Here is a 13,911-nt window from a genome sequence, read left to right as displayed (position 1 = left end):
CATTTGATTAACTTTCCTTAGTTGTGTCAATAAAAAAAAAGCACATCAACGGAAAGTACAATGATAAATAAAATCAGCTTTGCTGTTTCAACAGCGCTCGCCGCTAGCGTTGCCCCCAACGTTACCTTTGCAAACGTCACCGATATCTCGGTGGAATCGCAGCACAACAATCTAACTGTTACTGCACATAAAACGCAGACCCATGAGTCCTTTGAGTATCGATTAAAATATACTTCCTCTGATTCAACAAATACGGTAACCACCCCTTGGCAATCTTCGAACAAGTTTTCGATAGCGGCGAAGCACGGTAAGCTCTACAAGGTAACGCTAGAGGCAATGAATTTGTCAACTGGCGACATTGTGAGTTTGTCTGAGAATAATGTGTCACTGGCAAATACTCAGCGAGTTGTTCCCGTAGCCTCTAAAACGGCGGTGTATTTGTCGCGGGAATCGGCTTCTTCAACTTCTGAGGGGGCGTGGCTTAACGATTTTGTTGTTGATATTGACGCTTTCCCATTAATAAATATTACTTCTGACCTCATCTATAATGGCAAACCCTTTGACGGCAGTGCAGAAAACCTTCCGTTACTTAGTAGTTCCAATATAGAAGTTAGAGAAGATGGACGCTATGAAAATATAACCCGATTTGTTCAGCCCGATCCTAATTCCAGCCGTAAAATTGTGGATATTGTATTTGTTCACGATGATTCAGGCAGCTTGAATGATGAAGCAGCAAGTGTGCGCGCCAATATTCTTAATTTTGTACAGGGCTTGTCTGACGAAAACTTCGATTACCGAATTGGTCTAGTGCCCTATGGTGGCGGGGGTAGCTATTACAGCTTTAGCGGCCCATCTGGGACACTTCTTGATAACGGAAGCTTAACGTCTGATCCTTCCAAGTTTCAAGATTATATTGACCAAATGCGCTTCGATGGAGGCACAGAGCGCGCCTTTGATGCTATCAAACTGGCCGCAAATGGTATTCTATGGCGCCCTTCCACACAAAAAGTAGTTGTTCTTGTGACCGATGAGAATAACGACTATGGCTCAACATCTGAGTCAGAAGCAACGCAAAGTTTAGTTGCTAATAACATTCTATTTTATGGCCTCACTGCGGGCCATGACGAGTTTGATCGTATCGCTGCGGCTACCTCTGGTAAAGTATTTGACGTGCGCTCCGATTTCTCCTCTATTTTGTCTGAAATTGGTGCTGATCTCTCTTCTAGGTACCAAACCCAGTACGAAACCGACAACCCAAACCTCGACGGTGTAGAGCGGGTGATTAATTTCAGTGTTGCCGCCAGTGATAATCAAGCGAACCCGGTGGAAGGCGAGTTTGAACTGAGGTATACACCTCAACTGCCGGTGTCGTTGGAGCTTACTTCTGCTACTCAGGCATTAATGAATAGTGGACAACTACCAAGTAAACCGCTTCCTATTCGCGTGGTGGCCGGTTCAGAAGTGGCAATCTCTGGCATGAATCTAGGTTATCGCCACGATAGTGCATCGGGCTATAGCCTAGTGGGAATGACGCAATCTTCTGATGGCTCATGGTATGCAGAAATCCCTGAAACAGTGGTGCAACAAGGCGCGGTCAACTTCTATATCTCTGCTGTAACAGATATTGGCGTAAAAACACTGCCAGCAGCAGATCCTCAGGAAAGCCCCTTTATTGTTACTGTTCTACCTAATGTACCGCCAGAATTTCAGCATACGCCTGTAGCGGTAGCTGATGAAGGGATAGACGTTGTCATTGAAGCGAGCGCAGAAGACGCGACCAATGAAGTAGCCTCAATTTCACTATTCTATCGCCAAATAGGTGCGCCGCTTTACACCGAGGTAACCCAAGCATTTAATGTGCCTCAAGCAAATTTTAGCGCTACTTTACCTGGCACAGAAGTTACCCGTCAGGGAATTGAATACTACCTCGTGGCTAAAGATGATTTTGGTAGCGAAGTGTTTAGTGGTAGCCCTGAAACGCCTTATCAAATTACTGTTGGAACAGACGAAATCCCGGGTGGGTGTAATGACTACGCAAGTATAATGATCTGTGCTGATGACTTTGTCAGTTCAGACGACAGCACTGAAGTACTCGCTAGTGGTAACGTACACATAGGCGCTACGGGTGGAGCACCTGTATTAGGTTTCTCTGGCGCTGTAACTATCGATACTGTTACCAGTGAAGTACAAACTATCGGAATGGGTCGTCTTACGGCGCTCGATATGTTGGTCAGCTACGCAACAGCAAAAGATATTCCACTTGGTACTATGTCATTTTCCATTGACGGTAACCTAGGTTCACCTGAACTTACGCCCATCCATGTTTTTGACTACTCGCTAAATGGTATCTTACTCAGTGGTAGAAAAGTTACGATTGGCTCATCGCAAATAAAAGTCGATACAACAATGACATTACCATTGATGAACAACTATGCGCTTCCTCTCGAAGAGACACGCAATCCTTTGTCATTGGGTGATTTTGTATTGTCTCAAAGTAGTGGTGGCTCTAGTTTAGAAATGACTTTTGTTATGAAAGACTTACTAGGCGATAACCCTAGCCGCAGGGTAGGAAAATTTGGTAGCAGTGGATTGTCAGTGGAGCTAGACACACTCACATTAGACTTCTTATCCCCCGCAGTTAAGCTTAACGGCGCGGCCAATTGGAATCAAAGCCAATATGGTTTGGGCGTGGGGGTAGGTTTAAATCCAGTCAGTATCAACGCTTTCGAGTTTAGCTATAAGAATTATAAACGTACTTCATTTGCCACCGCGAAAAAAATTCCGCTTGGCACTACAGGCTTCGTTATAGCGCATAAGGGGACGTCGTTAAAATGGAATAGAACACCGAGTGCAGCTGTCGGTGGTAGTATCTCTGGCTATTTCTCAGATGCCCTAGGCGGCATGGCCGCGGCTGGCAATACAGCCGGTGCTGACCTATTAAGTGGGTCACTTGGTGTCACCATTAACAATATGGGAAAAACCTGGGCAGCTTCAGGGCGCTTAAGTTTACTGGAACGATTCCCACTAGCCTCTACAAACCTTACAGCTGGTATGCTTAGCTCCGGGCAATATGGTGCAAATTTAACCGGTAATATAAACCTTGCTGATATTATCACAGGTACTGCATTATTTAATGCGCAGTCTGGAAGCAGGTTCACCCAGCTAAGATCAAAAACCGATTTAAACGTACAGCTTCCACGTAAAATTCCGTTTGTAGGCGGAACGCGTTTAGCGGGTAAAAGCGCTGAATTGCTGTTTAGAACCGATCATACTAACAACAACGATCTGACTGCTTATTTCCAGTCGTTAGTAAAACTAGGCTCTATCGATTTAGGTGTTCGCGTTGACTTCTCAGACCCTAAAGATATCGACTTTGACTTGGTTAAAAAATCAAGCGTTTCAACGCCTGTCGCAACTTTCTCTACCAACGGCGTAGCGAATGAAGACCTCTCCTTTACACTGCCAGAAGGTGAAGCGGCGGTTCTCTTTGGCGCTATAACAGACTCTGGCCTACCTGACATCGAGTTAGTATTGCCGTCAGGGGAGGTACTGAAAGCGGCTGATATGCTGATTACGCTTGGTGATCCGGGCAACGATACGCTATCACAATTTGCCTTTACCAATGGCGATAACCAAACGGTAATAGGGTTGCAAGCGCCAATTGGCGGCGACTACACCTTGCGTGTTGTTAATAGTGCGGATTTAACCTCACTAGAAACCAATATGGTGATACCCAAAACACCCCCTGTGGCAAGCCTGTCTAACATACCCGCTAGCCTGAATACTGGCGATACATTGTCCTTTGAACTTGAAATTTCAAATATTGACGGTCCTGCTATCGCTGAAATTCAACTAAGAGATGAAGCTGAAACCATAGAGTTAACCCTTGATGAAGTTGCCGTTACACCAGGTGCAAACACCCTATCGGTTGCCCTGCCTGCTGGTGTTAATAGCGATGATTTTTATGTTGTGGGTGTAGTTAGATACGACAACATGACCGTCGAAACTACCTCTTCAAACAAACTTTCTGTTGAAAATACGGCGGCGCCAGATGCGCCTTCCAATGTTGCAGCTACCTTTAACAATGGCAGTACTACAGTAAGTTGGGATAAAAGTAGTACCGCAGACGTTGATGCATACTTCATTAAGGTGGTAAACGAAAGTCGAGACACTTCTTCGGTTGTGGCTGTGTCCGGCGCACTGGATAGCTTTGAGCTGGAAAACCTAACCAATGGCGATAACTATACAATTAGCGTAGCTGCGTCTGTAGAAGAGGGTCTTCGCAGTAACTTTGCAGGAAATGTTTACGGCTCACCTGTAGGTACCTTCGTATCTGGCTTTGCTGATGTAGGGTTTGCCAATGCATCGGTAGAAGTAAGTTCTGAGACAGAGGTACGCGGCGAACCTATTAAGGTAACCGCTACCATAGAAAACAGTGGTGACTTCACCGCGTATTCGTCTCGGTTGAACTGCTACTACGGGGAGGTAAGTGACGCCAGTCTTGTAAATAGTACGCTTATTGGAAACCTAGCGCCAGGTGCTACATTGGCGGTAAGTTGCGATATCGACCAAACCCAATTCGATGATATTGGTAACGAGGTGTACGTCACTATAACCGACGTGCAATTGCCGGACAACAAGCTTGCCAATAACCATGCAGTTGCAGAAAATCCTTTCTCTAAGAATGTCGCGCCGGTTGGCATTAGTGACGATATTGCGCTAGATGAGGACACCACTAAGGTGCTTGATGTTATCACCAATGATACCGATGATAACGGTGATACCTTAAGTATTGAAAGCTTTACTCAGCCCTCATTTGGTAGCGTAGAAGCAAATAACGGTGTACTTACTTACATCCCAGACAGCAACTACTATGGTATGGATAGCTTTACCTATGTGGTTAGTGATGGCGAATTGTCCTCTGAAGAAACGCTTGTCACCTTAGATGTACTACCGGTGAACGATGCGCCTATCATAGCGCCGATTGCAAGCAGCCAAGTATCGGAAGGTAAGAGTACTACGATCACGGCACAAGCTAGTGATATTGACAGCGATACGCTGACATATTCGTGGGCGCAAACCGGTGGTACTGAGGTAGTTATCAGTGGCGAAACCACAAGCGCTATTAACATACAGGCCCCGTATGTAAGCGAAGAGTCACAACTTACCTTTGTACTTAGCGTGTCAGATGGTGAATTAACCACTGACTCTCTTGTTGAAGTTACTTTGCTTAATGATAACAACCCACCGGAATTATCTATAGAAGCGCCGGCTGAAGTTAATGAAGGTGCAACTGTCGAGGTAGTCGCAAGCTACTCAGATGTAGATAACGATGAGCTAACGGTTGAATGGAAACAAACGTCAGGCCCGCAGGTGGATATTGCTCAGGTTGAAGGAACAACGCTAACCTTCGATGCCCCTGAGGTATCTGCTGATGAAACGTTTACATTCGAAGTATCAGTAGCCGACGGTGAACATACCATCACTGAGTCAGTATCTGTGGTTGTTCGCAATGTTGAAGTAACGCCCCCCCCTTCAGCAAAAAGTTCTGGCGGTGGTAGTACAGGAGTATGGTTTGGTTCGCTCGGCCTTCTTGCGTTGCTAGGCCGTCGCTTTAAGCGCAAATAAGGCGTATCTAAAAAAGCTCTAGATAATCTATCTAGAGCTTTTTAATTACACGCTTATGTCACTATATTTTAACCTTCATTGTCACCACTGTAATAATAATTTAATTAATGATGGTGGTTGACTTTGATAATTTTTAGATTATCTTAAAAAACAAAAAATCCAAAAATAATAAACATGGAAACATACCGAAGGAATGGATGTGATGTTATTACTGTCGCCCGTTCCTTTTTCTCACAAGGAACGCTCATGAAAAAAGTAGCTCTATTATCTCTTACCACAATTTTACTGGCAGGTTGTGCCTCTACCAGCGGAGAAAGTCCGTTAACCAGTCTTACAAATTCACTTAAGCCCGATTCTGAAATAAGTAAATTTGACCTTACTTTGGCTACTGGAAATCTTGCTGAAGCAGAATCAATTTCTCTAGATGAAGCTGATTACGACGAAGAAGAAAATATCTTAGATGATCAATTTTGGGGCATGCAAGCAGCGAGTATTTATCGTTTTAAGAAAGACTATGAAGCGAGCAATCAGTTTTTTGATTTAATTGAAGATGTTATGTATCAAGAAGATACAGAGGGCACGCTAACGAATATTTCAGAAACACTAACGAGCTCACTAACCAACGATACGTTTTTAGACTACGAGCAAAGTGTGTATGACTCGATTATGGTTAACACCTATAAAGCGCTAAACTTCACGGCGATGGGCGATTTTCAAAATGCTCGCGTAGAATGGAACCGGGCAGATGATCGCCAGCGCAGAGCCGCTGATTATTTTGCGAAGCGTATTAATGAAAAGCGCCAACAACAACAAGAAGAAGCAGAAAAAGAACTAGAAGAAAATGCCGACTCTGGTGAGATTGAAGTCGATCAAAGTTTATCTAAAGCAGAAGAATTACTGGCAGAACAAAATATTGATATGTCAGATTGGGCTGCTTATGAAGGTTATATAAACCCTTTCTCAACCTTTATGCATGGTTTATTTTTCATGCTAAATGCGCAAGACAATTCAGATTTAAATAAAGCTATTGATAGCTTTAAACGCGTAAGTGAAATTACACAAACAAATGTTGCTTCCAATACGTTAAGCCTAGCTGAAGACATTCTACGTGGTAATAAATCTGTAAGTAATCTCAGTAATGTGTGGGTTGTTTTTGAAAATGGCGAGATGGCAAAGAAAGAGGAATTCAGAATAGATCTACCTGTATTTATAGCCTCTGAAAATGTTAATTATGCCGGTGTAGCCCTGCCCAAAATTAAAGAAAATACAGATTACTTTAGCTTTCTTTCAGTAAATGGTCAGCGCTCAGAAATTGTTGCAGATATGGACAGGATATTTAAAGCCGAATTTAAAGAAGAATGGCCAATTATTCTTACCCGAGAAATAACCCGCTCAGTTATCAAGACTGTGGTGCAAAAACAAGTCAATGACAAAAATATTTGGTTAGGGATGGCTGCTGGTGCGCTTCAAGCGGTTACCACTCAGGCAGACACACGAACCTGGAGCACTTTACCAAAAAACTTCCAAGCGCTAATGCTTGAAAACGATGGCTCAGGTCAGCTTGTTATCGAATCACCAGGGTTTGCTCAAGCATTAACCGTAGACATCGACCCAACGAAGAAAAATATCGTTTACGTAAAAGCTATCAATCAAAGCTTAACACCCGCAGTAGAAGTTATTTCTATATAACACCCTTAAGGAAGTATCAAAGTGAAAAAAGTTTTATTAACCACTATGGTTCCAGTCATTCTTGCAGTAAGTGGCTGTCAAACTACAACTCAATATGTCGACAGTAACGATGAAAGTGTTGCGGTGTTAGGCCTTTCTCAAAGGGATTTTGATCAAGCGGCGAATCAGGCACTGAATGATATTATCGCCAGCCCCTTACTGGTTCACCCCGAAGCGGATAAGGGCGGAAGATATGTATTATCCATTTACAACATTATTAATGACACGTCACAGCGTATCGATACCGATCAATTGGTAAAGAAAATCCGTGTGGGCTTGCTTCAAAGCGGAAAATTTCTTACCACTACCGCAGTAAGCTTTACCGGTAATGGCCCAGAAGACAGCAGTAGTGCGAAAGTTAGAGAACTGACTAACTCAGCCATGATGAACCAAAGTACGGTGAAGAAAAATGGCACCGTGATCTCTCCAGACTTTAGCTTAAGCGGCAAGATAATCCAACGTACTAACCGCGTAGATAGTTCAAAGCAGCTCGTTGAATATTACTTTCAGTTAACGCTTACGCAACTTGAGACCGGACTGGCTTACTGGGAAGGGGAATACCCTATTGCTAAAACGGGCAGTAATGATTCAGTAACTTGGTAATAATCGTTATAAGCTAAAGGTTTACCCGCCTTTTACCTCACATATAAAGGTAAAAGGTTGGGGGCCGATTTTTGCTTATAAGCGCGGTTATTCTTATCACGGAGACAGCCTTTGGTTGTATATCCAGCCCTTTAAAGAGAAAGGTTTGAGTAGCAACTAAAGATCAAGGAAATATAATGAAAAAAACACTTTTACGCGTCACTTTGCTCTCACTTTTCTTTCCTATCTTACAGGTTGGTGCGCAAGAACAAACCCAAGCCCCAGAGGTTGTAGATTTAGCGGTTGAAGATAAGCAAGCTGAACAACCTGCATCCACCAATGAAGAAACGGTACAAGCGAGTAAAGAAGTACCTGAAGACGCCTATGCCTATGTGGAAGAAAGAGCCAGGGAATACATCTCTGAGAAGCGCCGCAAATTCGCGTCACAAAATAGACAAGTATTTATGCACTCAGGTAGCGCGCTTATTAGACTAAAACCCACAGAAGCAGGGTGGGCGGATGCGCGTGTTTTGGCATACACAGAAGCACAGCAAAAAGCACGGGAAAAGCTTCTTAAGCAGCTGTACACAAGCGTAGCCTCAGAAACGATTAGAAAATCTTTTAAAACCAATAAACTGCCTACCTTCACAGAAGAAGAAATTCAAAATCAGAATATGTTCGAGGCATTGTTGGATAAGATCGTCGTCTTAGCGGATGCCACAATAGACTCCCAGTTAGAAGAGCTTGGCGTTGACCCAAGCGAATATAGCGCGGCATCGCCACGCAAACGAAAAGTGATGATGCAAAAAGCGATTACCCAAACAGTATCGACACGCTCAAAAGGCGATATTACAGGGTCGCAAATTATGAAGTCTTTTGAGAAGACGGACGCTAACGGCAACACGGCAGTAACCGTTGTTATCGCGACCTCAAATAAGAAGAAAAACTTCCTCGCTTCGCTTCGTAAAAGTAAAGGCAATATAGAGCCAAACCCAGCAAAAGCAAAAATGTCGGTTGAAGATTACTTAGCAAAATACCGCGCAAACTTTATGTATCAAATTGGTACAAAGCTGCACTGGGACGAGCAAGGCTACCCCGTTATTCTTTCATTCGGCATGTCTGGCAACGATTGTAATATTACTGACTACGAAGAGTGTGTAGACAATAGAGAGTTTAGTTATTTAGATGCAGAATTAAACGCCTGGGCGCATATTGCAGAAGCCTATAACCTTACGGGTAGCGTTGAAGCCTCAAGCTCGACCACAAGTGATAAGTCACGAACCGCCACTGCAACCTTAACGGAAGACAATACCACTGAGACCCAAGAAGAAACGGTCGCAAAAGTGATAAAAGAAACCTCTCAAACCTCAAGGATGACGTCGAACGTTAAAGGGTTAACTGGCGTTCAAGAAGCCACACGGTGGAGTGCGAAACACCCCGTAACCAATCGCGAAGTTAACGGAGTCGTGTTGGTTTGGCATCCTTTGGCAGAACAAGCCACACGTTCATTTAAAGCCAATAGAGACATTAAAAAGAAAGGGCCAGCGGGACGTGTAAGCTTCGACGCTAAGTCTGGTGAGAGTATAGAGGAAGATGATGACGACTTTTAAACTTCTAGTCTTCGCGCTTTTAGCTGTTCCCGCCTTCGCGTTTTCGGCAGAAAAAATTGTTGAAGTTTCAGCGAGTGGCGCTACAAAAGAACAGGCTATAGAAGCCGGTTTGGTACGCGCTATCGCGCAGGTAAAAGGTATAAGTATTGATAGCGATACATTACGCATTGCCAATCAAGTACGCGTCAACGGCGAGTCAAATACGAGCGTGGCAATGTCGAGTGTAACGGCAATGAAGACGAAGGGGCTAATTTCTAATTACGAAGTATTAGAAAGTGAGTGCTTTGACAGTTGTGAAGTCTTTCTTCGGGTGACGGTTCCGGTATATAAAAGTCCTGGTTTATCTACCGATCGGCGGCGTAAACTTGTGGTAATTCCCTTTGCAGGTGAACATGGAAAACGTTTTTCAGATAGTCTACAAAGCGCCTTGGTACAGGCAAGACGCTTTGCGGTATTAGACCGTGAACACAATAGTGAGTATGAAGCGGAAAAACGTCTTCTTATGAGCAGCGATACGGCACTTGAAGAAAAAATGCGTCTTGGTCAGGTGCTTGGCGTTGATTACCTTGTAGTGGGTAGTGTGTCGTTTGAGGACAACTCTTTTCAAGGCACCTCATCTTATACAGGCGAGTCTTCTTACGTGGAAGATATGCGTAGTGAGGTGAGCTATAAAGTTATCAACTTAGCCACCCGTCAAGTGAAGTGGCAAGATACGGTATTAATCGAAGAGCATGTTAATAATCCGTTTGTAGCACAGACAATTTCAAGAAGCATTACGGGGGCTATTTACCCTATGAAAATCGTGTCTAACAAAAATGCCACTGTAGTGCTCAACCAAGGCGGCACAAGCGTTATGGTTGGTGAAAAGTATGACGTATTTAAGCTGGGTGAAAAGCTTATCGACCCCTATACCAAAGAGTCGCTGGGGAGAGAAGAAATCTACATCGGCCAAGTACAAGTTAACAAGGTGACCAGCAAAGTTGCTTATGCTATTGCGCTTGAAAGCGACGTGAACGCAATGGCGGTAGGCTCTATAGTTCGCCCCAGCGCTGCGACTTCACAAGCAGTGCACGCGACGCCCGTGGTGCAGTCAACAGTTCGGCCTTCCGCTGAAGGTGGGATACTATTACCTTTGCCCGCAAAAAACGAACCTAAAGCTTCTCCTGAAGGTGGTGTGTTAATAAACAAGTAATCGTGAAAATGCTGGGCACATTAAATATCGTGCCCAGATTTTCCTCTCCCAGCCTAAATCCCCTTGAAATTCTAACGCTTCACCCCACTTTACTTTTATTGTATTTAAACGTTATCGCGCTTCACAACGTGGACGCGGCGGTAGCACCCAACAAAAACGGGGAAGAAACGTGACAACGATTGTATCTGTACGGCGTGGAAATCAAGTGGTAATGGCTGGCGACGGTCAGGTCTCACTAGGTAACACCGTTATGAAAGGAAATGCGCGCAAAGTACGCCGTCTCTATCACGATAAAGTGTTAGCAGGCTTTGCTGGTGGTACTGCTGATGCGTTCACGCTTTTTGAGCGTTTTGAAGCTAAACTTGAAGCGCACCAAGGGCATCTTACCAAAGCTGCCGTAGAACTGGCTAAAGACTGGCGTACCGACCGAATGTTGCGCAAGCTAGAAGCCTTGCTTGCCGTTGCCGACGAAACGGCATCATTTATCATCACGGGTAACGGCGATGTGGTACAGCCAGAGCAAGATTTAATTGCAATTGGCTCAGGGGGCAATTATGCCCAAGCTGCGGCCACTGCGTTGTTGGACAATACTCAGTTAAGCGCTAAAGATATCGCTGAGAAAAGTTTGACCATAGCAGGCGATATCTGCGTATTTACTAACCACAGTCAAACCATCGACGTCTTAGATTATTAAGCACGAGTTAGGTACCCCTCTCGTGTCAATTTGCCTAGCGCAAATGATTTATTTATAAGGGTTTATTCATGTCTGAAATGACACCAAGAGAAATAGTTCATGAACTGGACCGCCACATTATCGGTCAGCAAAATGCTAAGCGCGCTGTTTCTATCGCGCTGAGAAACCGGTGGCGACGTATGCAGCTTGAGCCAGAACTTCGCCAAGAAGTTACGCCAAAAAATATTTTAATGATAGGGCCAACTGGGGTGGGTAAAACTGAAATTGCCCGTCGTTTGGCAAAGCTGGCTAATGCGCCTTTTATTAAAGTAGAGGCAACAAAGTTCACGGAAGTGGGCTATGTCGGTAAAGAAGTTGAAACCATTATTCGGGATCTTGCTGATATCGCGGTTAAGATGACGAAAGAAAACGAGATGAAGAAGGTGAAATTCCGTGCTGAAGAAGCTGCGGAAGATCGCATTCTTGATGTACTTATCCCACCGCCAGAAGACGCATGGGGTAAAAAGGAAGACGTTGAAGATAGAGGAACGCGTCAGGCATTTCGTAAGAAGTTACGTCAGGGCGACCTAGATGACAAAGAAATTGAAATTGATGTGGCGCTTCCCCAAGTTGGTGTAGAAATCATGGCGCCTCCGGGGATGGAGGAAATGACCAATCAACTACAAGGTATGTTCCAAAACTTGTCCGGTTCTCAAAGTAAAAAGAAGAAGCTTAAAATTAAAGAAGCATTCAAATTACTTATTGAAGAAGAAGCCGCGCGGTTAGTAAACCAAGAAGACTTAAAAGAAAAAGCTATTGAGTCTGTGGAACAGCATGGCATCGTCTTTGTTGATGAGATTGATAAAATCTGTAAGCGTGAAGGCAATACATCAGGTGATGTGTCGCGTGAGGGTGTGCAGCGTGATTTACTGCCGTTAGTTGAAGGCTCAACGGTATCGACCAAACACGGTATGGTTAAAACCGACCATATTTTGTTTATTGCCTCTGGTGCATTCCAGATGAGTAAACCCTCTGATCTTATTCCGGAGCTTCAAGGCCGTTTGCCAATCCGCGTTGAACTTTCGGCGTTAAAAGTAGGCGACTTTAAACGCATCTTAACCGAGCCTAATGCCTCGTTAACAGCTCAGTACAAAGCACTTATGAAGACCGAAGGTGTAAACATCGATTTTGATGAGTCGGGCATTCAACGAATTGCCGAAGCAGCGTGGCAGGTAAATGAAAGCACTGAAAATATTGGTGCTCGTCGTTTACACACTGTACTAGAACGTTTGATGGAAGATATCTCTTTTGACGCGTCAGAAAAAAGCGGCGAGTCGGTGCTTATAGACGCCGATTATGTAAATAGCCACTTAGAAAGCTTGGTTGATAACGAAGATCTATCACGCTTTATTCTATAAGCCTTCTTTCTTGAGAGTAAGGCGGGCGCGGATTAAGTTAGTAACTTAATCAAGCGCCCAGTAATGTCTACCCCTGTAACGTTTTCTACATGCAAAAAGAACGGGCAGGGGTTGGCTTCTAAAAAATAATACTTTCCTTTGGCGGTTTTGCGCCAGTCTATGGCACACCAGTACATGCCAAGCTCACGGCATATAGCCAAGGCTAAATCTTGCATGTTTTTTGGCAATAAAGTTAAGCATGGTTGCGCACTTTCATCATCGCGAAAGTCAACGCTGTCACTGTCTATTTGTATGCTAATAACTTCATTACCCAATACATAACTGCGTATATTCGTGCCCTCAATGTAGGCTTGAAAGGTAACGGGTTGGGTGGCTAAAAACTGAGAAAGATGGCGGCGGAGGTGGCGATGTTTCTGAAGGAATTGGGTGGTCTTTCCGCCTTTCACCGGCTTATAAATAACCTCTCGCATATTACAGCAAAATTGATACGCAACCTGTTCACAATTGCCCACAAAGGTGTAGGGAATATTTGCCCCTATTTTTGCAGCCGCGCGCATCTGCGTGGGCTTGCATTGATGGGCTCTTATGGCGGCAATACTGTTCACCCAGCGGGTCTCGCTAAAATTAAACCAACACAGTAAGGTACTGGTAATTTCTTGGGTTAACCATTGGGTGTGGGCGTCATCTTCACCTTTACAGGTAGGAGGAAGATATTGATGCCAATACACCGCAGATATTTGTGACATGGCCAAACGCTCAACAGTTGGCACAGCCAGTATCGCAGATGCAGGGCCAAAATGAAGAATGCCATCGTTAAAGTCAGGGTCGTAGCTAAGTTGCCAACGTTCGCCGAAGTGCTGGGTATTAACCACCACTGTTTGTTGGCCTTGTGCTTGTAGCGCTTGCATTAAGTGAATAATCTGTGGCTCATTCTCGCTACCGAGTAAGGCTATGTACATGGTATCTCCTTGCTAATATGTGGTTTCTATAAAATCCCCCTTAATGTCACCCCTGTTCAAAGTGTGGCAAGGCAAGAATGTGGCTTAAAATGGTAGATAAGCAGTTCGCTCAATCACCATG

Annotated in this window: 8 protein-coding genes; 7 read left to right on the top strand and 1 reads right to left on the bottom strand. The window is 44.3% G+C overall.

Annotation, left to right across the window (positions count from 1 at the left end; all coding sequences use genetic code 11):
- Window positions 1-60: 60 nt before the first annotated feature.
- The 7 genes from GTH32_RS13610 to hslU all read left to right on the top strand — a co-directional run bounded on the left by GTH32_RS13610 (window position 61) and on the right by hslU (window position 12,831).
- Complete coding sequence (locus tag GTH32_RS13610) at window positions 61-5,628, top strand: tandem-95 repeat protein (RefSeq protein ID WP_163086641.1); 5,568 nt, start codon at window positions 61-63, stop codon at window positions 5,626-5,628.
- 246 nt (window positions 5,629-5,874) lie between these two features.
- Window positions 5,875-7,317, top strand: a complete 1,443-nt coding sequence (locus GTH32_RS13605; RefSeq protein WP_163086638.1) for a COG3014 family protein — start codon at window positions 5,875-5,877, stop codon at window positions 7,315-7,317.
- A 21-nt stretch (window positions 7,318-7,338) separates the two neighbouring features.
- Window positions 7,339-7,959, top strand: a complete 621-nt coding sequence (gene lpoB / locus GTH32_RS13600) for a penicillin-binding protein activator LpoB (protein WP_343033435.1) — start codon at window positions 7,339-7,341, stop codon at window positions 7,957-7,959.
- A 176-nt stretch (window positions 7,960-8,135) separates the two neighbouring features.
- Window positions 8,136-9,548, top strand: a complete 1,413-nt coding sequence (locus GTH32_RS13595) for a DUF6844 domain-containing protein (RefSeq protein WP_163086635.1) — start codon at window positions 8,136-8,138, stop codon at window positions 9,546-9,548.
- Entirely contained in the window at window positions 9,532-10,740 is a 1,209-nt protein-coding gene (locus tag GTH32_RS13590) for a CsgG/HfaB family protein (RefSeq protein ID WP_163086632.1), read from the top strand. The genes GTH32_RS13595 and GTH32_RS13590 overlap by 17 nt, the downstream gene beginning before the upstream one ends.
- Before the next feature lie 169 nt (window positions 10,741-10,909).
- Window positions 10,910-11,434: an ATP-dependent protease subunit HslV gene (hslV, locus tag GTH32_RS13585; RefSeq protein ID WP_163086630.1), complete on the top strand. Its 525-nt coding sequence runs from the start codon at window positions 10,910-10,912 to the stop codon at window positions 11,432-11,434.
- Between the two features lie 68 nt (window positions 11,435-11,502).
- Complete coding sequence (gene hslU, locus GTH32_RS13580; RefSeq protein WP_163086627.1) at window positions 11,503-12,831, top strand: ATP-dependent protease ATPase subunit HslU; 1,329 nt, start codon at window positions 11,503-11,505, stop codon at window positions 12,829-12,831.
- A 32-nt stretch (window positions 12,832-12,863) separates the two neighbouring features.
- Here the strand turns inward: hslU and GTH32_RS13575 are convergent, their stop codons facing one another.
- A complete protein-coding gene (locus tag GTH32_RS13575) occupies window positions 12,864-13,790 on the bottom strand; it encodes an ATP-grasp domain-containing protein (RefSeq protein WP_163086624.1) in 927 nt (308 codons plus the stop codon).
- Window positions 13,791-13,911 lie beyond the last annotated feature (121 nt).

This window comes from Alteromonas profundi, assembly GCF_010500865.1.
Taxonomy (GTDB): domain Bacteria; phylum Pseudomonadota; class Gammaproteobacteria; order Enterobacterales; family Alteromonadaceae; genus Alteromonas; species Alteromonas profundi.
Note: the sequence above shows the minus strand (reverse complement) of the source record. Positions and strands in the feature narration are given on the sequence as shown.